Source organism: Pallidibacillus pasinlerensis (genome assembly GCF_009996845.1).
GTDB lineage: Bacteria > Bacillota > Bacilli > Bacillales > Caldibacillaceae > Pallidibacillus > Pallidibacillus pasinlerensis.
The window spans coordinates 43,276-67,282 of record NZ_JAACYS010000009.1 but is presented as its reverse complement, the minus strand read 5'-3'; the positions used below and the strand labels follow the sequence as shown (position 1 = coordinate 67,282).

Annotated in this window: 21 protein-coding genes and 1 riboswitch; of the genes, 3 read left to right on the top strand and 18 right to left on the bottom strand. The window is 33.8% G+C overall.

Annotated features, from left to right (window positions below; all coding sequences use genetic code 11):
- Positions 1 to 16 precede the first annotated feature (16 nt).
- From GW534_RS03630 to GW534_RS03575, 12 genes are all read right to left on the bottom strand, one after another.
- Positions 17 to 640 (bottom strand): ribonuclease H1 domain-containing protein, encoded by a 624-nt coding sequence (locus GW534_RS03630; protein WP_161919691.1) that lies wholly within the window; start codon positions 638 to 640, stop codon positions 17 to 19.
- Positions 641 to 751: 111 nt separating this feature from the next.
- On the bottom strand, positions 752 to 1,054 hold the full coding sequence (locus GW534_RS03625; RefSeq protein ID WP_161919690.1) for an iron-sulfur cluster assembly accessory protein: 303 nt from the start codon (positions 1,052 to 1,054) through the stop codon (positions 752 to 754).
- Between the two features lie 106 nt (positions 1,055 to 1,160).
- Positions 1,161 to 1,784 (bottom strand): NUDIX hydrolase, encoded by a 624-nt coding sequence (locus GW534_RS03620; protein ID WP_161919689.1) that lies wholly within the window; start codon positions 1,782 to 1,784, stop codon positions 1,161 to 1,163.
- 241 nt (positions 1,785 to 2,025) lie between these two features.
- Positions 2,026 to 4,038 carry an ABC transporter ATP-binding protein gene (locus GW534_RS03615; protein ID WP_202630814.1) on the bottom strand — a complete coding sequence of 671 codons (2,013 nt, stop codon included), beginning with the start codon at positions 4,036 to 4,038 and terminating at the stop codon, positions 2,026 to 2,028.
- Complete coding sequence (locus tag GW534_RS03610) at positions 4,035 to 5,789, bottom strand: ABC transporter ATP-binding protein (RefSeq protein ID WP_161919688.1); 1,755 nt, start codon at positions 5,787 to 5,789, stop codon at positions 4,035 to 4,037. The genes GW534_RS03615 and GW534_RS03610 overlap by 4 nt, the downstream gene beginning before the upstream one ends.
- Before the next feature lie 494 nt (positions 5,790 to 6,283).
- On the bottom strand, positions 6,284 to 7,273 hold the full coding sequence (locus tag GW534_RS03605; protein WP_161919687.1) for an NADPH:quinone oxidoreductase family protein: 990 nt from the start codon (positions 7,271 to 7,273) through the stop codon (positions 6,284 to 6,286).
- Between the two features lie 157 nt (positions 7,274 to 7,430).
- Entirely contained in the window at positions 7,431 to 8,015 is a 585-nt protein-coding gene (locus tag GW534_RS03600) for a lysophospholipid acyltransferase family protein (protein ID WP_161919686.1), read from the bottom strand.
- Between the two features lie 76 nt (positions 8,016 to 8,091).
- The gene (locus GW534_RS03595; protein WP_202630813.1) at positions 8,092 to 9,882 is read right to left on the bottom strand and encodes an ABC transporter ATP-binding protein; all 1,791 of its coding nucleotides are present in this window, start codon (positions 9,880 to 9,882) and stop codon (positions 8,092 to 8,094) included.
- Positions 9,875 to 11,617 (bottom strand): ABC transporter ATP-binding protein, encoded by a 1,743-nt coding sequence (locus GW534_RS03590; RefSeq protein ID WP_161919684.1) that lies wholly within the window; start codon positions 11,615 to 11,617, stop codon positions 9,875 to 9,877. The genes GW534_RS03595 and GW534_RS03590 overlap by 8 nt, the downstream gene beginning before the upstream one ends.
- Before the next feature lie 173 nt (positions 11,618 to 11,790).
- Positions 11,791 to 13,050 (bottom strand): homoserine dehydrogenase, encoded by a 1,260-nt coding sequence (locus GW534_RS03585; RefSeq protein ID WP_246203896.1) that lies wholly within the window; start codon positions 13,048 to 13,050, stop codon positions 11,791 to 11,793.
- A 104-nt stretch (positions 13,051 to 13,154) separates the two neighbouring features.
- Positions 13,155 to 14,453 (bottom strand): O-acetylhomoserine aminocarboxypropyltransferase/cysteine synthase family protein, encoded by a 1,299-nt coding sequence (locus GW534_RS03580; protein ID WP_161919683.1) that lies wholly within the window; start codon positions 14,451 to 14,453, stop codon positions 13,155 to 13,157.
- 123 nt (positions 14,454 to 14,576) lie between these two features.
- Positions 14,577 to 14,688, bottom strand: a riboswitch (SAM riboswitch).
- A 113-nt stretch (positions 14,689 to 14,801) separates the two neighbouring features.
- A complete protein-coding gene (locus GW534_RS03575) occupies positions 14,802 to 15,557 on the bottom strand; it encodes a yteA family sporulation protein (RefSeq protein WP_161919682.1) in 756 nt (251 codons plus the stop codon).
- A gap of 222 nt (positions 15,558 to 15,779) precedes the next feature.
- Between GW534_RS03575 and GW534_RS03570 the strand changes: the two genes are divergently transcribed.
- Positions 15,780 to 16,037 (top strand): hypothetical protein, encoded by a 258-nt coding sequence (locus GW534_RS03570; RefSeq protein WP_161919681.1) that lies wholly within the window; start codon positions 15,780 to 15,782, stop codon positions 16,035 to 16,037.
- Positions 16,038 to 16,091: 54 nt separating this feature from the next.
- On the opposite strand, the gene GW534_RS03565 is transcribed toward GW534_RS03570, so the two are convergent.
- The gene (locus GW534_RS03565) at positions 16,092 to 16,943 is read right to left on the bottom strand and encodes a YndM family protein (protein WP_161919680.1); all 852 of its coding nucleotides are present in this window, start codon (positions 16,941 to 16,943) and stop codon (positions 16,092 to 16,094) included.
- A 174-nt stretch (positions 16,944 to 17,117) separates the two neighbouring features.
- Here GW534_RS03565 and msrA point away from each other — a divergent pair, with 174 nt between their 5' ends.
- Positions 17,118 to 17,657, top strand: a complete 540-nt coding sequence (gene msrA, locus GW534_RS03560) for a peptide-methionine (S)-S-oxide reductase MsrA (protein WP_161919679.1) — start codon at positions 17,118 to 17,120, stop codon at positions 17,655 to 17,657.
- 111 nt (positions 17,658 to 17,768) lie between these two features.
- Positions 17,769 to 18,962 (top strand): MFS transporter, encoded by a 1,194-nt coding sequence (locus GW534_RS03555; RefSeq protein WP_312854626.1) that lies wholly within the window; start codon positions 17,769 to 17,771, stop codon positions 18,960 to 18,962.
- A 215-nt stretch (positions 18,963 to 19,177) separates the two neighbouring features.
- Here GW534_RS03555 and pstB read toward each other — a convergent pair whose 3' ends face one another.
- From pstB to GW534_RS03530, 5 genes are all read right to left on the bottom strand, one after another.
- On the bottom strand, positions 19,178 to 19,984 hold the full coding sequence (gene pstB, locus GW534_RS03550; protein ID WP_161919677.1) for a phosphate ABC transporter ATP-binding protein PstB: 807 nt from the start codon (positions 19,982 to 19,984) through the stop codon (positions 19,178 to 19,180).
- Between the two features lie 14 nt (positions 19,985 to 19,998).
- Entirely contained in the window at positions 19,999 to 20,820 is an 822-nt protein-coding gene (gene pstA, locus GW534_RS03545) for a phosphate ABC transporter permease PstA (RefSeq protein WP_161919676.1), read from the bottom strand.
- A gap of 1 nt (position 20,821) precedes the next feature.
- Positions 20,822 to 21,715, bottom strand: a complete 894-nt coding sequence (pstC, locus tag GW534_RS03540; protein ID WP_161919675.1) for a phosphate ABC transporter permease subunit PstC — start codon at positions 21,713 to 21,715, stop codon at positions 20,822 to 20,824.
- 48 nt (positions 21,716 to 21,763) lie between these two features.
- Positions 21,764 to 22,603 (bottom strand): phosphate ABC transporter substrate-binding protein, encoded by an 840-nt coding sequence (locus GW534_RS03535; protein ID WP_161919674.1) that lies wholly within the window; start codon positions 22,601 to 22,603, stop codon positions 21,764 to 21,766.
- Between the two features lie 256 nt (positions 22,604 to 22,859).
- On the bottom strand, positions 22,860 to 23,990 hold the full coding sequence (locus GW534_RS03530) for a bifunctional cystathionine gamma-lyase/homocysteine desulfhydrase (RefSeq protein ID WP_161919673.1): 1,131 nt from the start codon (positions 23,988 to 23,990) through the stop codon (positions 22,860 to 22,862).
- Between the last annotated feature and the right edge of the window lie 17 nt (positions 23,991 to 24,007).

The window sequence follows — 24,007 nt, the reverse complement described above, 5'->3', positions numbered from 1 at the left end:
ATTACCAAAACATATTTTATTTCCTACCAAAATCCGCTTTATTTTCGCCCCACCATTCGGTTTCCCATTTTAAAATTTCATTTGTGTATGAATTATTTTCAAGCCATGATTCTCCACGCTTAATTAGCTCCCACACCTTTTTAGTGTCATCTGTTAATGCAAGTGTTGTATTCGCTTTTTTCATTTTCACCCATTTAATTGCAGTTTGTGAATCTGAATAAATCGGAATTTGCAAATTCCTCTCCTTCAAATAAGCTAATCCATGAATGATGGCTAAAAATTCACCAATATTATTTGTTCCGATAATCGGTCCATAATGAAATAATTTTTCCCCTGTTTTAGTATATACTCCTTGATACTCCATTAATCCTGGGTTGCCACTGCATGCAGCATCTACTGAAATACTTTCTTCAATAAAATCATGCCTATTTTTATTTTTTTCAAATTTTTGTTTGGCATTTTGCTGTTGGTAAAATTTTTTCCACCCTAATTCGAAGGCTACTTCCGCTTCAGCTTTTGACGTAAATGACTTATATTTTGCACCTTTTACACCTTCTACACTTACCTTACACTCATTCCAAGTTGTAAAGATGCCCTTTTGTCTACCTTCCCAAACAACATAATATTTTTGTTTTGCCATGACTCCTCCAAAAACTTATAATAGTCTTTCACATAACATTATTATAATTTAATATACGAATACTGGTCGAGAAAATAAATAAAGAGGGGTACCCCCCTCTTGTTGTTATTATTAATGATGATGTGCATGGCCTTTAGATGGGTTTGTAATAACAAATCCTTCTTCAGGAACATAGAAGTATTGAATCCAAATTCCGTCTAACCATTCATTACCGGATTCTAATAAAACGTCGATATCTTTATCAGTTTTAACGATTTCATCATTTTCTTTCGGTGTATCATATGAAATTGCGTAATGAGCATGATCTCCGTGTAAATGAGTTACATATACTCGTAGGTTCTTACCTTGATTTTCTTCTTTTTCAAGCTCTTTTTTAATTACTTTTGCAGCATTTTTATTAATTTTTACTTTCATTTATTTGGACACTCCTTAAGTTTTTGGAAGAATAAATAATGTACTTCCTAATTATGTGCATGTGATAATTTAAGCACATTTGCCAAAATTATACAACCTGCATCTGTTAATTTTTATCAAACACAATCGAAAGAAAATGATTCAATATTTTTGCTGTTAATCCCCAAATACAGTAACCCTCATATATATAAAAATATTCTTGGATTGCTCTCATGCGAAATGGATAGTTTTTGCCACCTGGTATTAAATGAAAAGGGAACTCTTTGTTATCTGCAATTTGAAATTGTAGAGGATAAATATCTGGTTCAGTATGGCGGAAATACTCTAGAGGAACAGTAAAAACTTCACTGACCTCTGCTGGGTTTGGATGAATTTTATCTGCATCAATGAAACCGACGAACGGGAAAATCATTCTTCTTTCCATCGATTGGATTAAATAATCTAATTGATATACTTGAGTTATTTGATCTTGCTTAATTCCCAGTTCCTCTGCCGTTTCTCGAATTGCAGTAACTTTCACTGTTTGATCATTTTTTTCATATCTTCCACCTGGAAAACAAATTTCCCCTGGTTGACTGCGTAATTCTTCAGAGCGGACCTCGAATAATATATGTATTTCATCATTTTTCATAATTAGTGGAACTAAAATACCATAAGTACGAAAATGTTTTTCGCCCATTACCGTTGCTTGACGGTTTTCTATTTTATTAAAAATACTTTTTAACTCCATGTTTACATCCTTTCAAAAATTATTATCATTTATGTCAATTCGAAAAAAACGGTGGTGGAAAATTAATACAATTACATCGTTTTACTTTTTTACAAAATCCTTTTATCTTACATATTAATTTCGCATAAATATAACTTTAATTCAATTAAATCGAATATTAAATTACGTGCATTTTATACTTAATAATTAAAGGGACATCCCTTCCATCAAATAGACGATTAGGAATGTCCCAGTTAAATTTTTAACTTACTTGATTAATGAGATTTCCTTGTTGTAATTGATACATTTGGAAATATTTCCCTTTTCTTTCCATTAACTGATCATGGGTACCTTGTTCAACAATGCTACCTTTGTCTAATACATATATTTGATCCGCATTTTTAATCGTAGACAGTCGGTGGGCAATGATAAATGTTGTTCGACCTTGTTTTAACACATCCATCGCATGTTGAATGATATTTTCCGTTTCTGTATCAATATTTGATGTTGCTTCATCTAAGATAAGGATTGCCGGATTAAATGCAAGTGCCCTTGCAAAGGAAATTAATTGACGTTCACCAGAGGATAACGTACTTCCTTTTTCAATGACCGGTTCATCTAACCCTTTTTCTAAATGACGCAACACACGGTCAGCTCCGACAGCTTTTAAAGCTGCTTCTGCTTTTTCTCTAGTAATTCTCGGATCGTTTAAGGAAATATTTGAGTAAATAGTTCCGGTAAACAAATATGGGTCTTGCAGGACAATCGCCATATGGTCCCGTAATGTTTGATGTGGGATGTCTTGTATGTTTTTCCCATCAATTAAAATTTCCCCTTTATTCACATCATAAAAACGGAACAATAAATTCATTAACGAACTTTTACCAGATCCGGTATGCCCAACAAAGGCAATAGTCTCACCGTGTTTGGCTTCTATATTAATATCTTTTAAAACGTATTCCCCTTCTTTATAACCAAAATACACATTACGGAAACTAACATTTCCTTGGTACCGTTTCATTTTTTCATCACTTACAGGGATACCTGGTTCATCTAACAGTTTAAATACTCGTTCTCCTGCTACCATCGCTCGCTCTAAGTTAGCAAATTGGTTTACAATATTGTAAATCGGGTTAAATAAACGAATGATATAGTCTACAAACGCATAGAGTACACCTATTGTGACCGCTAGTTCACCACTTAAATAAGCTCCACCAAAGTACCAAATGAATATTACAAATACTATCGTTTGTAATGTACCAACTAAATTACCCGAAGATAAGGAATTTAACACGAGCAACTTATTTTGATATTCAAAATGAGTATTATTTAAATGTTCAAATTCTGATGCTGTTTTGTTTTGTCGACCGAAAGCTTGAATAATTGGTAAACCTTGAATTGTTTCATTGATCATCGCGTTAATTTCACTATTTTTTGAACGAATGACATGATTGTATTTCGCTGCAAACTTTCGGTAAATAAACATCCATACGATGACAATTGGAATTAATAATGTAAAGGCAACTGCTAGTCGTGCATCTAAAATAAACATTACTGTATAAATCCCGATTAAATATACGAAACCAGTGAAAAAGTTTGATAACACGGCTACATATAAATCGCGAATTGCTTCTGTATCATTTGTAATTCGGGCAACGATTTTACCAGCGGGTACATTATCAAAATAGGAAATTGGTAAAGTTTGTGTTTTCTTAAATAATGCATTCCGCATCTTTTGGATGATTCGGTTCGCTGCCACTTGTAAAAGAACATATTGTCCATAACGGAACACACCTGCAATAACAAATAAACCAAAGTATATAACGATCAACTTAACAATCGTAGGTATTTCTGGATTGTAAAAATTCATCGTTTCGGCGATTGTAAGTTTCCTAGCTTCATAAGATTCGATTTTCCCATCATAGGTGATTGTCATGATACCATTTTCAATGGAGCGCTTCCCTTCTAACGAGACTTCCTCATCTATAAAGTAAAAACTCCGACCACTTTGGAGTATCGTGGCTGAAATTTCCGGTTTTTCTTCTTCGACATAAGTCGCTCTTGTATAATATTTTTCTGCAAATTCAACGGATTTGTCGCTATCTTCTGTTTCAACCCAATGATCTTCAATGCCAAGTATATGATTGTCGATGACATTTTTCGCAACTAATGGACTTAACACTTCAGCCACGACCGCAATCGTTAATAAGAACAATGCTATAATGATAGTACCTTTCATCTTTAATGCATATTGAAATAATCGTTTTCCGGTCATGATCCCACCTCCTCATGAACTGGTTCCATTTGTTGTCTGTCATATTGTTCTTTGTACCAACCATTCATTTTGAGAAGGTCTTTATGGGTTCCTTCTTCAATAATTTTTCCGTCTTCTAAAACAATAATCCATTGCGCATTTTCAACAGCTGAAAGACGATGGGTAGTAATAATTGTTGTTTTTCCTTCCCGTTCTTTCCTTAAATTAGTAATAATTTTCGCTTCTGTTTTACCGTCAACCGCTGAAAGAGCGTCATCTAAAATAAGTAGCTCAGGGTCTTTAATTAATGCGCGGGCAATGGAAATTCTCTGCTTTTGACCACCAGATAATGCTACACCTTTTTCTCCTACTAACGTATCTAGACCATCTTTCAACATTACTAAATCTTTTTCAAAGTCTGCTAATTGAATTGCCTTTTGCAATTCTTCTTCTGTTGCATCTTCTTTTCCAAATAAAATGTTTTCGCGAATTGTTCTTGAGAAAAGAAACGGTTCTTGAGGAACATAGCCAATTTTTTGTAAAATATTTTCTTTCTTTAATTGATCAATTTGCTCATCTGATACAAGTAGCTCGCCTAAACCTAACGGATACTCTCTCAAAAGCTGTTTTATAACCGTTGTTTTTCCACTACCAGTTTTACCAACAATCCCTATCGTGTCTCCTTTATTAATACGGAGTGATATATTTTGTAAATTTTTCCTTTGCGATTGTGGGTATTGGAAATCGTAATTATTAAAGTAAATGTTGTTTAGTTGATCACGCATTTGCGCAATATTAGCATCTGGAACATCTTCATTATAATCTAATGTTTCCTGAACCCGGTCTAACGAAGCATTACCCCGTTGCATAATATTAATCAATTCTCCAATTGCATACATCGGCCAAACGAGCATCCCGAGGTAGACATTAAAGGAAACTAAGTCCCCTAAAGTAATTTTTTGTTGAAAAACTAAGTACGTTCCAAAGGCTAAACCAATACAATAACTCATACCGGTCGTAATCCGTGAGATTGGAAAAAAGAATCCGTCAATCTTTTCTACCTTTATATTTTTTTGATAAACATCTTCAGTCATATTTTCGAATAACTTTTCTTCAGCTCGTTCTTGATTATACGCTCTTACGACACGAACACCTGAAACGGATTCTAAAACTCGGTCATTCATGTCACCGAAAGCATCTTGGGCAACGGTGTAGTATTGATGAATTTTATCACCTAATATTTTCATCGTAATTGCTAAAATTGGTAAAGGTAAAATACTTACAAGTGTTAGCTCCCATGAGACGAGAATCCCCATGGCAAAAATGATCGTAAACATATATAAAGTTGAGTCAATTAATGTTAAAATTCCAAATCCAGCTGTTTCGGAAATAGACTTTAAATCATTTGTAGCCCTTGCCATTAAATCACCGGTTCGATTTTTCTCATAAAAAGTCGGTGTCATTTTTAGAAAATGATTCATTAATTTCGAACGTAGTGATTTTTCAACGACAAAAGCTCCTCCGAATAAATTGTATTGCCATTTATAAGAAATTAAATAGTTCATAATAGCGGTACCAAGTAATAGACCGATATAAAGAATAAATCTATCACTCGTTAATGTACCTAAGAAAATAGCATCAATCGCTAATCCGATAATCATCGGTGGTAAAATTTCTAAAATATTTGCAATGATTAGGCAAAAAATTGCCACTGTATATCGTTTCCATTCTGCTTTAAAAAACCAACTTAATTTTTTGAACACACTAAACATGTTGTCACTCCTCTATTCAATTTTGAACAATAATCGCACTAATCAGGATCTAGGTCCTTTATTTTGATTAGAAGTAAAGTCATTTTTACTTGCATCAAGCATCTCTCCTTTTTGTTTTTTCCTCATTTTTTAATTCGAGGGATATTATATATGAAACAGGAAAACCTGATTTCACCTAATTAACGACAAAAAGGCACCATACGTCCCTTTACGGGAATTCGGTGCCTATAATACGTAAAAAGACGCAGAAAGTATGGTCACTCCCTGCGTCTACACGATTTTAAACTACTATAGAAAAATCGTATTATACGAATAAAGAAGGCAGGTTATGACCATGGATTTTTAAATTGTTATTGCGAACAAAAATTGTTAAATTTTTCATGTTCATAACCTCCTTCCGAAATTTTAGAATTATTCATCAAAAAAATCATACCACTATAACGTAAAATGTGTCAATAATTTTTTGAATTTTTTCCTATTTTTATTTCTCAAACCTAAAACACAACAATATTTCTTCCCTTTAGTTCTCCGGCTAATATTTTCTTAGTTACTATTGGAATTTCTTCAAAGGAAACCTTAGTTGCAATTGTATCTAGTAGTTGATCAGGTTTCATCTCTCCTGCGAGTCGTTCCCATATTTGCAAACGGGTTTCCATTGGACAATATACGGAATCAATACCTAATAAATTAACGCCTCTTAAAATAAATGGAAAAACAGTGGATGTAAATTTGTTACCTGCAGTTAAGCCACTAACTGCAACTGAACCTCCATATTGTATAGAGGCAAGAATGATTGGTAAATATTCACCAGCAACTGGGTCAACCGCTGCTTGCCATTTTTGTTTTAGTAATACTTTATTTTTTGGATTTGTTAATTCGTCCGGCGATATAACTTCATCTGCACCTATTTCCTTTAAAAAATCATGTTCACTTTGTTTTCTAGAACTTGCAGTAACAGTGTAACCAATCTTTTTCAACATGCTAACCGCACTGGAACCAACGCCACCTGTTGCTCCAGTGACTAAAACCGGACCGTTTTCTCGTTTTATACCATTTTCTTCTAGACGATGGATGGAAAGTGCAGCAGTAAACCCTGCAGTACCAATTACCATTGCTTCTTTTAATGATAAGCCTTTTGGAAGTGGTACAACCCACTCAGCTGGAACACGAGCAACCTCACTATAGCCTCCAAAATGACTAACTCCAATTTCATAACCGGTAACTAACACTTCGTCTCCTTCTTTAAACTTAGGATTTTTTGAATCTATAACCGTTCCTGCTAGATCAATTCCAGGGACCATCGGATAGTTCCGGATAACCCCACCGTTCGGTATTGTTGCTAGGCCGTCTTTATAATTAATACTATAATAATGTACTCTAATTGTGACATCACCTGCTGGTAATTCATCAATCGTTAAAGTTTGATAGTTTAATTTTGTTCCAGATTCAGTTTTATTTACTACTAATGCTTTAAATTGTTCCATATATGGACACTTCCTTTTCTATTAGTTTAGTATTTTGAAAGTATTTACTGCTAAAACTATTCGGCTTTTCGATAAAATTATCCTGCTCACTAGTTTAGAATGAAAAAGACCATCCTCCAATTTAACAAAAACTAAGGATAGTCTTCCAAACTATTATTTATTTCATCTTAATTTCATTCTCTAATTGTTTTATCCGTTCAGATAGTTCATCTGTCGCTTCAAGTAATGCCTCTTTACCTCTTACAGAAATTTCCATCGGCTCTCCCAAAATAACACGCATTTTTTTTCCTAAAAATATTTCTTTCAACGATGTTGGTCCGACGTAAGCGGCAGGTACAATTTGAGCTTTTGCTAAATTAGCGATTGTTACTGCCCCCCGTTTTAATGGGGCATCACCATCGCGGGTACCACTTGGAAAAATACCGACAATTTTACCTTCTTTTATTAATTTTACCGGTGTTTTTATACTACTTGGTCCCGGATTTTCACGGTCGACCGGGAATCCATTTAAACTAGAAATAAATTTATTAGACCATTTTTTTTCAAACAGTTCTTTTTTCGCCATAAAATGAATTTGTTTTGGTAGTATTGCCACACCTAACCCAACAATATCAACCCAACTAATATGATTACATGCAATAATAAAGCCTTTATCTTTCGGGAGTTTATCTAGATTATGTACTTCTATCCGACAGAAAACATTTAGGATAATTTTTGCTATAGTTCCTAAAAAAGAATACACGTGATGTCTTCCTTTCTAAATGAATAATAAACTATCAAACTTATAATATCCGATTTAAGATAATGTTGTCTAATTTTTAAACAACAATTGTATTCTCTTTCTGTTTATACATTTGATAATATAAGCCTTTTTTCTTTAGTAATGTTTCATGTGTCCCTCGCTCGGCAATTTCACCTTCGTAAACAACAAGAATTTGATCGGCATTTTGAATTGTATTAAGACGATGAGCGATTACAAATGTCGTACGATTCTGCATCAATCTTTGTAAAGCTTCTTGAAGTTTTATTTCAGTCACCGTATCTATATTGCTCATTGCTTCATCTAATATTAAAATGGATGGATTACGTAATATAGCCCGAGCGACTGATAATAATTGTTTTTGACCTTGACTAATACCCGATCCATCTTCCGTTAATTTTGTATCGTAACCATTTGGTAATTTCATAATAAATGAATGGGCATTCGCTTTTTTAGCAGCTTCTTCTACTTCTTCATCCGTCGCATCTAATTTTCCATAACGAATATTTTCACGAAAGGTACCTTCAAATAGATAGACATCTTGTAAAACAAACCCGTAAAATGAGCGCAAACTTTCCCTCGTAATAGTTTGGATATTTTTCCCATCAATTAAAATCGTTCCACTTTGTGGTTTATAAAAGCGCATTAACAAATTGATAATTGTTGACTTCCCTGCTCCTGTAGGACCGACTAAGGCGACAGTTTGACCATTTTCTACTTGAAAGCAAATATTTTTAATCGTATTTTCATCTCGACCGTAGGAAAATGAAACGTTCTGAAATTCCACATTACCTTTCACTCGCTCGACTGGCGCTGCATGAATTTCATCGATTTCTTCTTTTTCTTCTTCTAATACCTCATAAACCCGTTCTGCTCCTGCAACTGCGGATAATAATTGATTATATTGGTTCGCTAAATCATGTAGTGGCCTTGTAAACTGTCTGGCGTATTCTGTAAAAGTCACAATGATACCGACTGTAAGATCCCCCTTTAAGGCAAGCATTCCGCCAACAAAGGCAATTAATGCGTAACTTAAGTTGTTTAACATATTCATTAATTTTGGAATAAAGCCCGATATTGTTTGTGCCCAAAAACCTGCTTTTTTTAACGCATTACTTTTTTGTAAAAATTCGTCAATAACAAACTCTTCTTGAGAATAACTTTTAATAATTTTTTGTCCAGAAATCGTTTCTTCGACAAAACCGTTTAACAGTCCTAAATGTTTTTGTTGTTCTTTAAAATACTTACTCGTTCGATTCGTAATCCATTTCATACCAAAATATAAAAGCGGAACAATTGTCATTGTAATAGCTGTTAATAGCGGACTTAACCAAAGCATAAAAATGATTGTCCCTGTCAAAGTTAGCACACTTGAAAATATTTGAATTACGGAACTGTTTAAGGTAGAGCTGATATTATCCATATCATTCGTTACCCTACTCATAATTTCTCCATGCTGTCTTTTATCAAAAAAGCTAATAGGTAAATTTTGCAAATGAGTAAATATCCGTGTACGCATGGTAAACACCGTTTCTTGCGCAATGCCGATCATCCAATAATTTTGTAAAAAACTAGTTAAAGAATAAAAAAAGTATACCGTTATTAATCCGATTAACAATGGAATAATTCCAGATAATGTTTGCTTATAGATGAATTGGTCAATAGCATAACCTATTAAAAAAGGACCTAAAATACCGAATATCGTATTTACTAACACTAAAAATAACACTAAGAAAAGGAGGCCTCGATTATTTGATAGTTCTTTCCACAGTTTACCAATCGTTGTAAACTTACTTCGAGTTAATTTCAAATCCTCAGGATTTACATTACGATGATGTCTTCTAGACATTACTTTTAACCCCCTTTCCTGACTGTGAAGCATAAATCTTTTGATACAATTGACTAGTTTTTAGAAGCTCTTCATGTGTACCTTGCCCAATAACTTCTCCTTCATCTAATAACAAAATAGAGTCTGATTGTTTCGCTGTAGTAATCTTTTGTGTAATTATAAGTGTTGTACAGTGATATTTATTTAGAACTTCTAAAAGTTTTCGTTCCGTTTCCATATCAAGGGCACTAGTACTATCGTCTAATAATAAAATTTTCGGATTACGTACAAAGGCACGGGCAATTGCTAGACGCTGTTTTTGACCACCGGATAAATTTACGCCCTTTTGACCAATCACTGTATCGTATTGATTTGGAAATTGAAGAATAGAATCATGTATTTGTGCATCCTTTGCCGCCTTCATAATTTCTTCATTCGTTGCCCCTTGTTTCCCCCAAGCAATATTTTCTTTTATAGTACCGGAAAACAAATGCGATTCTTGGGATACATATCCGATTTGATTACGAAGATGTATGGAATTATAATTTTTAATATTTTTATCATCAATAAAAACTTCTCCTCTAGTAGGTTCAAACAGTTTTGGAATTAATTGGAAAATTGTCGTTTTCCCAGAACCTGTTGCCCCCATGACCGCAACTTTCTGGCCAGGTTTAACAGTAAAATTAATATTTTTTAAAACCCATCTACTCTTTTTATTTATATCTTTCGAGTGATTCTCATACCGGAAATAAACATTCTTAAATTCAATTTTACCTTTTAATGTATTCTCGCTATTTTGTACTAAATCTTCTTCATCCATCATTAATACTTCATTAATCCGATCATTGGATGCTTTCGCTCTTGCAAAGGACATGATGATCCACGATAAGTTAGATAATGAACCCGTAATCCTCGTTGCATAATTTACAATCGCAACCACTGCACCAGCACCAGCTGCACCAATTTGTAACTGTATATTTCCGAACCATAAAATTAAAACAATACCTACATTCATAATAAAAAGTAATATTGGTGCATTTAATTCGATAATCCGTAATGTTTTCATCGTTTGTGCTTTCAACTGATGATTGGCATCAATAAAACGGGAAATTTCCGAATCCTTTCTATAAAATGCTTTTACAATCCGCATCGCTTTTAAATTTTCACGTACTCTTCGATTAACTCGGTCAAGTCGTTTTTGAACAGCTTGAAAGTTTTTAAAAGCGATTCGCATCATTACAACTAAAAATACGAGAAGAACTGGAATGATAAATATTAATACTAAAGCAATTTTCCAGTTAACAATAATTGCCATAGCCGTGCCAAATATGATTAACAAAGGTGCCCGTAGTGCAATACGCATAATCATAAATGTTGTGTGTTGAATTTGTGTAACATCATTCGTTAATCTAGTAATTAAATTGGCAGTCGGATATTTAGAAATATGACTAAAAGGTAAGTTTTGAATTTTTTTGTAAACATTTTTGCGAATATCAAAACCAAAATTTTGACTAACATATGCTGCAAAAAACGAATTGATAATTCCAGCCACAAACGCTAAAAAAGTAATAACTAGTAGCCAAAATCCCCACAAAATGACTCGATCTATATTATGAACTAATACCCCTTCATCAATGATTTTAGCCATAAGGATGGGTGCTGTTAGTTCAACAGCTAATTCGACAAGCATTAACATCCATGCGACAATCATGTATTTTTTGTAAGGTTTTAAAAATGAAATGGCTCTTTTTTGCATGAAATATCCTCCAAATCGATAGATTATGTATTTAGACACTCGAAATATATGATTTATCATATCAAAAATGAGGGTAATTTTAAATTAATGCTCATTGAATAATAGAGGCTTTTTTTATAATTAAACATAAAAATGAGGTGTTTTTATACACCTCATAAAAATAGTAATCATATTTATACCGTTTGTAATTTTTGCTCTTGGATATTTTTCCAATTTAACGGTTGTTCTCCAATAAATTCATAAGCTAATAAGTCGGTGTTGTTTAACACTTGTTTAATTTCATGACCTGTCGCCGTCACATAATAAATTGTATATCGATCAAGCACAATTTCTTCATTATATAACAAGTTAGTATCTTTAATACTTGTTCCTTGTTTACTAAATAAAATCCATTGTTTTTCTTCTTCAGAAGTTTTAATCTCATTTGCTTGTAAAGGTTTAGATGTAATCGCAGATTCTTCGTTTTTGTTGTCTTTGATTTGATAAATTTGTATCAATTCTTCAATCATTGCACTAGCTGTTGCAAATTTTCCAGCTCCTGGACCGGTAAAGGTCAACCCTCCTACTAAGGAACCTTTTACATGAATGGTATTATCGACCCCATCAATCGAATAAAACGGATGATGAATATCTACTAAAACGGGTTTTACCCAATATTGAGGTTGTTCATTTGGATAATTGGAAAAATAGGCCACATGACGAAAACGTAATCCTAATTTTTCAGCAAGAGCAATTTGTTCGCCTGTTATCGACGTGATACCATCTCGCTCAATTTGATCCCAATCAGGACTCGTTCCGGTTACTGTACGAATTAAAATATTTAATTTATAAAAGGCGTCAAATCCTTCAATATCGCTGGAAGGATCAGCCTCAGCATAACCTAACTCTTGTGCTTTTGTTAAAGCTTCTTCAAATGAATAATTATTTTTTCGCATTTCCGTCAAAATATAATTAGATGTACCATTTAATATACCTTGTACTTCATAAATATTATTAACTTGTAGCAAATGAGACAAGGCGCCAATAATCGGTACTCCCCCGGCAACCGTAGCCTCATATCTCACTTTGACACCATGTTTGTTTGCAAGCTTTAACAAATCCTTTCCATGAGTTGCAAACATCGCTTTATTTGCTGTTATAACATGACAGCCTTTTTTGATGATTTGTTTTAAATATGAAAAACACGGTTCCTTCCCGACAATGGCTTCAAATACAATGTCTAAATCTGGAATCGCTAAAATATCTTCTATATTATTAGTTAGAAGCACATTGGAGTCAATATTTCTTTGCTTTAGTGGATCTCTGATTAAAATTGCTACTATTTCTACCGATGTTCCTAATACATTTTTAATTCTTTCTTGATGGGAGCGAATGCCTTCATAAATCCCCTGACCAACTGTTCCAAAACCTAAAATAGCTGCCTTTTTCCCCAATTACCTTAACACCTTCCTTTGAATTAAACACATTGTAAAACAATTTGGTCATGACAAAATTTATGATTAAATCCCATCATGACCAAATTTAGTGAGAATTCCCTTTATCCTTTAACGACAGAAGTTGCTTCTACCGCTTTTTTAATTGCTTCGTCAAGATCTTCAATTATATCTTCAACATTCTCAATACCTACAGATAATCGAACTAATTCCTCTGGAGTGCCTGTTAATTTTAACTCTTCAGCACTTAATTGAGAATGAGTAGTAGAAGCCGGATGAATTATTAATGATTTCGCATCTCCTACGTTTGCCACATGAGAGAATAATTTTACATTATTAACAACTTCTCGCCCTACTTCTCTTCCACCTTTTACACCGAACACTACGATAGAACCTGCACCTTTTGGTAAATATTTTTGTGCTAATTCGTAATACGGATTTTCCTCTTGTCCTGGATAGTTTACCCATTCAACATTTGGATTATCTTTTAAGTAATTTGCTACTTTTAGTGCGTTTTCACTATGTCTTTCATAACGTAAGTGTAATGTTTCAAGTCCTTGTAAGAAGTAAAACGCATTTTGCGGAGCTAAACACGCACCAGTGTCACGTAAAAGTTGGACACGTACCTTTAATGCAAAGGCAGCTTCACCTAAATCTGCATATTTCAATCCGTGGTACCCTGGATCTGGTGTGTTAAATTCTGTAAATTTAGGATTCGTCCAGTCGAAGTTTCCACCGTCAACGATTACCCCACCGATAGAGTTTCCGTGACCACCGATTAATTTTGTAGCAGAATGAACAACTACATGTGCTCCCCATTTAATTGGTTTTGCACTATAAGGTGCAAATGTGTTGTCAATGATTAATGGTACACCGACTTCATTAGCAACTTTAGCAACTGCTTCTACATCAAACACTTGTAAACTTGGGTTTCCAATAATTTCACCAAAAAATGCTCTCGTTTTATCTGTTACTGCTTTACGGAAGTTTTCTGGATCATCAGCATCGACAAATTTAACTGTAATACCGAACTTTTTAATCGTATTAGCTAACAAATTATACGTTCCACCGTAAAGGTTAGATGCAGCTACAACTTCATCGCCAACACCAGCAACGTTTAAAAATGCGTACGTAATTGCTGCGGATCCGGATGCAGTTGCTACGGCAGCTACCCCACCTTCTAGAGCTGCAACACGTTTTTCAAAAGCATCGACCGTTGGGTTCATAATACGAGTATAAATATTACCTGTTTCTTTTAATGCAAATAAATTAGCAGCATGATCAGCATCTTTAAAAACATAAGATGTCGTTTGATAAATTGGTACAGTTCTAGAACCAGTAGTTGGATCCACCTCTTGTCCCGCATGTAATAAAATTGTTTCATCTTTAATATTGTTCGTCATTTACAATTCCCCCTCAAATTATGATTAATACGATTTTGTGAGTATTTAACAGTTTAGAGAAGTGAAGAGGAGTATAAAATAAAAAACCTCTTCAATAAGAAGAGGTTGAATTTTCGCTTCCTCCTCTTATCTCTCAGGTCATCCAACCTGTAGGATTTGGCACCTTTTCAAACACGAATGTTTGAAGGTTGCCGGGTTTCATAGGGCCTAGTCCCTCCACCGCTCTTGATAAGAGTAATACTCACTTATTAAGTTATCGTTAGTTGAAGTATAAGGAAAAAAATAGGAATTGTCAACAGTTTTTATAAAATTTTTTATAAAACAATTTTTCTACCTTTTTCAAATGATTTATTCATCTTCTGTATAAGGATCTTTTTCGTAGCCAGGTAAATCGCCAAACGTCGTCATTATTCCCTCTTCATCTAACAATTCTTCATATTTTTCAAGTTGTTTTGATGGATAAACTTCTACAGGTTTCCCATATATATCAACTGCACTAAAATTTTCATAATCCTCCACATAACCTAAATTTTCATCGGACTCAATATTTGTATCGTTGTAATGTTCAATCTGGTTCATAAAATCTTGCGGTGAGTCACTTGTACCCCAAGATGCAACTTCCTGCCAAGCATCTTCTGCATCAAATGTAATTCCTTCGTCCTTAGAATCATCAAAATTAAATTTTCCATAAGGTGGCATTAAAACTTCCTCTTCAACTGGTCGATCCTTTGAGGTAATTTGGTCTGGAGAATGTTCTTTACAATAAGTGGTTGTAGGTAAAGCCTCTAATCGCTCAAAAGGTATTTCTTTACCGCACACTTCACATCGACCATAAGTTCCTTCATCAATCGCCTGTAAAGCTTTTTCAATGCTTTGTAAATAATTACCTTCATGTTCGTTTAAAGCGACATCTTTTTGCCTTTCAAATAATTCTGTTCCTTCATCGGCTGGGTGGTTATCATAACTTGATAATTCTCCAACAGACTCATGGGCATGTCCTTTATTTAAACCGAATTGATCGTTTCCTTTTAGTCTTTTTTCGATTTCTTGCTTTTCATTTATTAAAGTTTGCTTAAATTGATCTATTTGTTGATTTGTTAACATGTTTTAAACGCTCCTTTTTTTAGCTTTATATAAGTAGTATTCGTCAAAAATACCTAAACATAATTGTCAAATTGAGACATGGATTTTCACTAAAATATAGATATTAAAGAGAAATAAACCAATAACTGATTTTACTCCCTTGAATACCTTCATTTATTTCAGAAACAATAATAGAGAAGAAAAATCTTTTCTTCGACTATAAAGAGAGAGGTGTAAATTTTTATGTCCATGCCAAGGCGATTAATAAGACAAATGAATATGAATAGATTAATGCGCATGATGCCGCGTAGAAGAAACCGGCGAAATACAATGCTTCTTTCTATACTAGGCTTAGTTGGTATTGCGGGTGGTGCAACAGCCGCGTATACGATGAGGAAAGGAAAAGGCAATGAAAAAGTTAAACGAATGTTTAATAATTTAACGAATAAAGCCGGTAATATAAATTTAAATAACATATTAAAACCAACAGTAAGTAAATAAAATACGTAAATTAAAGAAGGCATATAGAGAACATTCTCTATATGCCTTTTATCTTTATGTTTCACTATTTGGGTTTTCATCTTCATTAGCCGTTTCGTTTCTTGTTTGATTTTCTGTAACGGGAACAAAATTATAGCCAGATTGAAAATCAAAACCACTTAAATAATAGGAAGGATCCCTTGTTACATTTGGTGACATGCCGATTTTTTCATTCGTCATTTTTTCTGACTTTTTAAAGTCTGGAAAATCTTCACCTAATTCTGTTTTGTATTTTTCGGTTTCATTATTATTATTAGGTGTGTTAGTTCCATTCTTCGTAAATGAATAATTTTCTTCACCAAATTCGGTGTTCGTTTTTGTTTTATCGTAATTAATATGTGCCGTTGAACTCGATTTCGTAGTTAGGTTTGTATAGGTTTCTTCGCCGAACTCGGTTGTATATTTTTCATTTGCATTTGTGAAATTATTTTTTTTACGTTTCACATCTGGATTAAGTTCTTCTGCAAATTCCGTTTGATAGCTTGGTCGTAAATAGTCTAAATCCTTTTTCTCATCTTCATTTTTTATAATTGACTTAGTTAAATAACGATGGAAAAACGCTTCTGCTATTGCAATGAATAATGCTGAAATAAAGCTTGCTACACCTAATCGGATTGGTTCTTCTATAATCATCGCACCAATTAACCAAGTACCAAAATATGCCAAACCAAAATCAGCTACTGTTGCTGCTACATTACCATATCGGGGAAGGATAACCGTGTCACCGATTAAATAAGCGGTAATTGTTAAAATTACACTGATCGTTAAAATTTCGCCAAAATCAACACCATACAAGAATCCTAACGTTACTAGTAACACCGCTGTAATTAATATAAATTTTATTATTAACGCACGAATATGTTTCATCAAATCCTCCTTTAAGCATTTATTAAATGCATTATTAGGATGGATTTTTACATGTTTATTTATTCTATATTACTTTTTTAATTACGAGAGAGCCCTTTTTCTTGCATATATTTCCAATCATGATAAAATTTACAATAACCTTTTTTACAAGACTATTATCGGAGTTGATTTAATTTGGCTAACTTAGAAAAAGCAACTTTTGCTGGTGGATGTTTTTGGTGTATGGTAAAACCGTTTGATCAATGGGACGGAGTAGAAAGTGTCATTAGTGGTTATTCCGGTGGACATGTAGAAAACCCGACTTACGAACAAGTTAAAACTGGGAAGACTGGACATTATGAAGTCGTCCAAATTACATATGACCCTACAAAACTTTCCTATGAAACAATTTTAAATATTTATTGGCAACAAATCGACCCGACAGATCCAGATGGCCAATTCCATGATCGGGGTAGTCAGTATCGAACAGCAATTTTCTATCATACGGAAGAACAAAAACGATTAGCGGAAAAAACAAAGGCAGAACTTGAAAATAGTGGTAAGTTTAACAAACCAATTGTTACGGAGATTTTGCCTGCTAAAACATTTTATCCAGCTGAAGAATATCATCAAGATTTTTACAAAAGAAGTCCAAAGGAATATTTAGAAGATCGGAAAAAGTCAGGAAGAGATGAATTTATTGCTGAACATTGGCAAGTAAATTCTGGAATGTGACAAACATTAGTCAAGCAACCTTTTTGAGGTTGCTTTTTCATGTTCTTCTTTAGAAAGCTTTTAAAAAAATGCTATACTTTAAAGCGGATATGATAAAAAAGTAACTATTACATCTATTATGAGAAAGAGGGAAATTTTGTGCTATTTTTACTATATTTATTAATTTTTATATCATTCAACGATTTATTTGCACAGTTGCCGATTGTCAGTATTTATGCTGAAACTTTAGGGGCAGATGTGACAACTGGTATCATCGGATTTATAGTAGGAGCCTACTCCTTTTCTAATTTATTAAGTAACCTCTTCTCCGGATTATTGGTTGATAAAAATGGACCAAAAAAGGTTTTAGTAGCAGGATTTTTAATTAATGCAATTATTCTTTTTTTATATACTCTAGTTCAAACACCAGAACAATTATTAATCGTTCGTTTCTTAAACGGTTTAAGTGCAGGAATTATTACACCCGCAGCATTCACATATATTACACTTTATAATAAAAGCAAACAACAAAACACTGGGCGAACAATGGCATATGCTGGTGCTGCTGTTGGTTTAGCTGCAATTGGTGGTCCGACTTATAGTGGAATAGTTTCAGCTAGACTTGGTCAACCGGAAGTATACATGATTATTTGTGGATTAATGGTACTTGGATTAGTAATTTCTTTATTTATTAAACCTTTACAAAAGGAACAAGAAGATGATGTAAAAACTACTGATTCAAGTGTAAAAAATGTTTTTGCTTTGTTAAAAAATAAAGGTTTACTCATTGCCTTTTTCGGTTCAATTGCATTTGCTGCATCACAAGGAATATTAGCATATATGTTACCTCTAAAGGCTTCATCATTAAATATAGAAAACCATTTAACCGGTATTTTAATAAGTACATTCGGTATTGTTGCCATACTTTTCTTTTTACTACCAACAAACCGTGTTTATGACAAATTTCATAATGAATATGTTTTACCAGTAGGTTTAATTGTTGTCGCAGCATCTGACACATTATTATATTTAGCTGAAGATTTAACAATGTTGTTTGTCGGTATCAGTTGTTACGGTGTCGGATTTGCATTAATCTTTCCATCAATGGCCGGCTTAGTATCGAAACACTCTGCAAGAACTATTCGAGGTACAGCCTTCGGTATTTTTTACGGTTGTATTTCAATTGGTTCCTTCTTAGGTTCTTCAATTACTGGAGCTTTTACATTAACACCAAACGAAGCCTTTATGAGTGTTGCGGTAGTATTACTTATAATCGCTACAACAATAATAATTGTTGCAAGAAGAGTTGTTATTCACTCCCATTAAAAAAATGGAGTTGTCCATAAAGTCACTTTTCCGAACACTTTTGATTTAAGACGTCGTTCAGTTGGCGGACGCTTTCTGCGGGCGTGGCTTGAGCCTCCTCGCCTCGCAAGCTCGCCTGCGGGCTCTCAAGACTCACGCTTATCCCCGCTAGAGTCGCCGCCAACTTTACTTAAAAATGTTGGCATTTTGACTTATTGGACAACCCATTTTTATGTTTAACCGAACCGACCTGTAATATAATCTTCAGTTCGTTTATCTTTTGGCACAGAAAAGATTGTATCTGTTTTATCATATTCGACAACTTCACCATTTAAAAAGAACGCGGTACGATCTGATACACGGGCAGCTTGTTGCATATTATGTGTAACAATTACAATTGTATAATCCTTTTTCATTTTCCCAACTAATTCTTCGACTTTTAAAGTTGAAATCGGGTCAAGAGCTGAAGTTGGCTCATCCATTAAAATCACCTCTGGTTTCATCGCAATTGCACGAGCGATACAAACCCGTTGTTGTTGTCCACCAGAAAGTCCTAATGCAGAGGTTTTTAATCGATCTTTAACTTCATCCCAAATCGCTGCACCACGTAAACTTTCCTCTACAATTTGATTTAATTCTTGTTTATTTTTTATTCCGTGCATACGTGGACCGTAGGCAACATTATCATAAATACTCATTGGGAATAAATTTGGTTTCTGGAATACCATCCCGACTTTCGTTCTTAATTTAATAACATCATTTGTACGATAAATATTTTCATTATCTATAATAATATCACCACTAATTTTTACATTATCAATCAAATCATTCATTCGATTAATCGAACGTAAAAATGTTGATTTTCCGCAACCAGACGGTCCGATTAATGCTGTTACTTCCTTTTCATAAATATCTAAGGAAACATCATAAAGCGCCTGTTTTTCCCCGTAAAATAAATTAAAGTTGTTCACACTAATTTTCACGTTTTTATTTGTTTCTGCCTGAACAGAACTATCATTAGATAGATTAATCGCCGTTTTCATTTAACTACACCTCTTTAATCAGCTTTATTTAGTTTCTTCGAAATATATGTCGCTGTCAAATTTAGGACTAAAATTATTACAATTAAAACAATACCAATGGCAGATGCTAGTTCAATATCACCAGACTCTTGCGTAACTAAATAGGAATGTACGGTTAATGTTCTTGCAGATGAGAAAATCCCTTCTGGTAGAGCCGCTACAGTACCTGCCGTTAAAAAGATCGCTGCAGATTCACCAATAATTCTTCCCATCGATAAAATGATACCGGACAAAATCCCTGGAACTGCACTTGGCAATATAACTTTTAACAATGTTTGTAATTTTGTTGTACCAAGAGCTAAAGAACCTTCACGATAACTTTGCGGAACAGTTTTTAGTGCTTCTTCGGTGGTCCGAATTACAACGGGTAAAATAATAATCGTTAACGTTAATGAAGCCGCAATAATCGACATACCAAAATTTAGTGTTGCTACGAAGAAAACTGCACCGAACAAACCGTAAATAATAGATGGAATTCCTGTTAAACTTTCCGTAGCAAAACGAATGATACGAACGAGTCGTCCTTGTTTTGCATATTCTTGTAAATAAACTGCTGCAAATATACCAATTGGTGTAGCAATTAATAAAGAAATTACTATTGTATAAATGGTCGTAACAACCATCGGCCAAATTCCACCACCACCTGTAGGCGAGTAATCCCCGAATATAAAATCAAAATTTATTAATTTATATCCTTTAACAAATATGTAACCAATAATTGTCACTAAAATTACAATAGTTAGTAAGGAAGAAAACCACAAAATACCTCGTAAAAGATGATCCTTTATCTTATTCAATTTATTGACCACCTTTCGCACTAATTTTCGCTAACACAAAGTTTAAAATTAAAATAAAGGAGAATAATACAATTCCCGTTGCAAATAACATCTCCTGATGAGTACCTGCAGCATATCCCATTTCTAAAGCGATATTTGTTGTTAAAGGACGAACACTATCCGTTAATGAAGTTGGGATAATTAAACTGTTACCTGCAACTAAAATAACTGCCATTGTCTCACCAATCGCTCTACCCATACTTAATACAATTGCTGCCATAATTCCAGATTTCGCTGCTGGTATTACAACTTTAAAAATTGTACCAATCTCAGATACCCCCAACGCTAATGAGCCTTCTCGATATGATTTTGGTACAGCTCTAATTGCAGTTTCCGAAACTGTAACGATTGTAGGTAACATCATAATTGCTAAAACGATAATAACAGCAATTAAGCTTTGTCCTTTTGGTAAACCTAAGTTGTTTTGTAAAAATGGAACGATAACAGCTAGTCCAAATACACCGAATAATACCGACGGAATACCTGCTAGTAACTGTACAGATGGAGATAAAATTTTCGCAATCGGTTTAGGTGCAATTTCCGCTAAAAATACAGCCGTAAATAGACCAATCGGTACACCGATAATTAAGGATCCAATCGTTGCATAAAGTGAAGCAACAATCATCGGAAATACTCCAAATTTATCTTCACTTGGTACCCAATCATTCCCAAAAATGAAATCCACGAAGCTATATCCATCTGCGACAAATGGAGTTAATCCTTTAAAGAAAACAAACCCGATAATTAAAGCTAAACTTATAACTGAAATTAAAGCACAAAACAGGAAAAATCTCCCGGATAGTTTTTCTAAAAAATATTTTCTTTTATTTGACTTTTCAATAGGTGAATCTGACATGTATACTCCTCCAACAAATTACTTTGTTCAAAATTTTAGATTCGACTTTTATTTCAATGGAATGATACCTGCTTCTGCTACAATTTGTTGACCATCGGAACTTAAAATAAAGTCAATAAATCCTTGACCTTCTTCACTCAAATTTTCATCTTTGTAAACAAATAAAAATGGGCGGGATAAGCCATATGTTTGATTTAACACATTTTCTGGTGTTGCTTCTACCCCGTTAATTTTAATTGGTTGAACTGAATCATCCACGTATTCAAAAGAAATAAAACCGACAGCATGTTTATTTGTTGCTACGGTGTTTTTTATATTTCCATTTCCACTCGCAATTATCGAATTCTTTATTAATTCACCTGAGCTGTAGCCAACGATTTCTTGGAATGCATCCCGTGAACCTGATCCATCTTCACGTGAAACAACAACAATTTCTAGATCATCGCCACCTAGCTCTTGCCAATTCGTAACTTTTCCAGTAAATATTTGTTTTACTTCATCTATAGTTAAATCGTCTACTTTATTACTAGGATGTGTCACAACAACAATTCCGTCATAAGCAATAATCGTTTCCGTTAAACCACTCGCAACTTCTTCTTCTTTTAAATCACGAGAGGACATTCCTATTTCTGAAACACCATTAATGGAGTTTGTTATACCTGCAGACGACCCAATCTGATTAATTTCTATATTGATTTCTTCCTTTTGTTCATATTGTTCTGCTAATTTTTCAGCTAATGGTCCGACAGATGTAGAACCGGAGATTGATAATGTATATCCATCATTCGAACTACTATTAGAATTATTTGCTCCCCCACTACAAGCCGAAAGCAATACGGTTATTGCTAGAGCTATTAAATAAATTGAAAACTTTTTGATTTTATTCATGTTTGAAAACCCCCATGATATTTATGAACCCTATACAAGAATATTAATTTAATGTAAATTTTCCATTGTGTAATTGTAAGTTTTATGTAAATTTTTTAATTCGATGTAAAACAATGGATAATAATGTAAAAATTTCGTGATTTTTATGCAACTGGTTATTATATTTTAATAATTTTTTAATAAAATAATACAAACAAAAAATGACGAGTAAATAAAATACTCGTCATTTTTTATGCTTAATTATATCCATTTATTATTAACTTAGTGCATTGTCTAAGTCTTCTATTAAATCTTCTACATCTTCACAGCCGACAGATATACGGATTAAACCGTCAGTAATACCTAGTTCTTCTCTTCTTTCTTTCGGAATGGAAGCATGGGTCATTTTTGCAGGTACAGAAATTAAACTTTCTACTGCACCTAAACTTTCAGCTAATGTAAATATTTTAATTTTACTTAATAACTCGTCTGCTATTTCTGCACTGCCTACATCAAAGCTAATCATCCCACCGAAGCCACGGGATTGGGTTTTATGAAGTTTATGACCCGGATGAGTTTCTAAACCTGGATAATATACTTTAGAAACAGCTTTATGATTTACTAGAAATTCAGCTATACGTTTCGTATTTTGTTCAATTTCTTCCATCCGTAGTGCTAAAGTTTTTATTCCACGAATTAGTAGCCAAGAATCATCCGGTCCTAAAACAGCGCCGACAGAGTTTTGAATGAAATGTAAATCTTGTGCTAATTTATCTGAATTTACAGCGACAACACCGGCAACAACATCACTATGTCCACCTAAATATTTCGTAGCACTATGAACGACAATATCTGCACCTAATTCTATAGGATTTTGCCAATACGGTGTTGCAAAGGTATTATCAACAATTAATAATACATCCTTAGACTTAGCAATTTCACTTACACCTTTTAAATCTGTAATTTTTAATAATGGGTTTGTCGGTGTTTCAACAAAGATTGCTTTCGTATTCGGTTTAATCGCATTTTCTACATTTTTTAAATCACTTGTATCAACAAATGTTACATCAATGTTAAACTTACTCAATACCTTTGTTGCCAGGCGGAATGTACCACCATATACATCATCTGTTGCAACGATATGGTCTCCGCTAGTAAATAATTGAAATACTGAAGTGATTGCTGCCATACCCGAACTAAAAGCAAATCCGGCAACTCCACCTTCAATATCACGAATTAATGCTTCTAACGCTTCTCTAGTTGGATTACCCGTCCGTGCATATTCATATTTAAAATTCCCAATCCCATCTTGTTTAAATGTACTCGCGTGGGATACTGGAATGGAGACCGCTCCTGTATTTTTATCTATTGAAATGCCACCATGGATCATTAACGTTTTTTTACGCACCATTCTTCCTCCTAAAC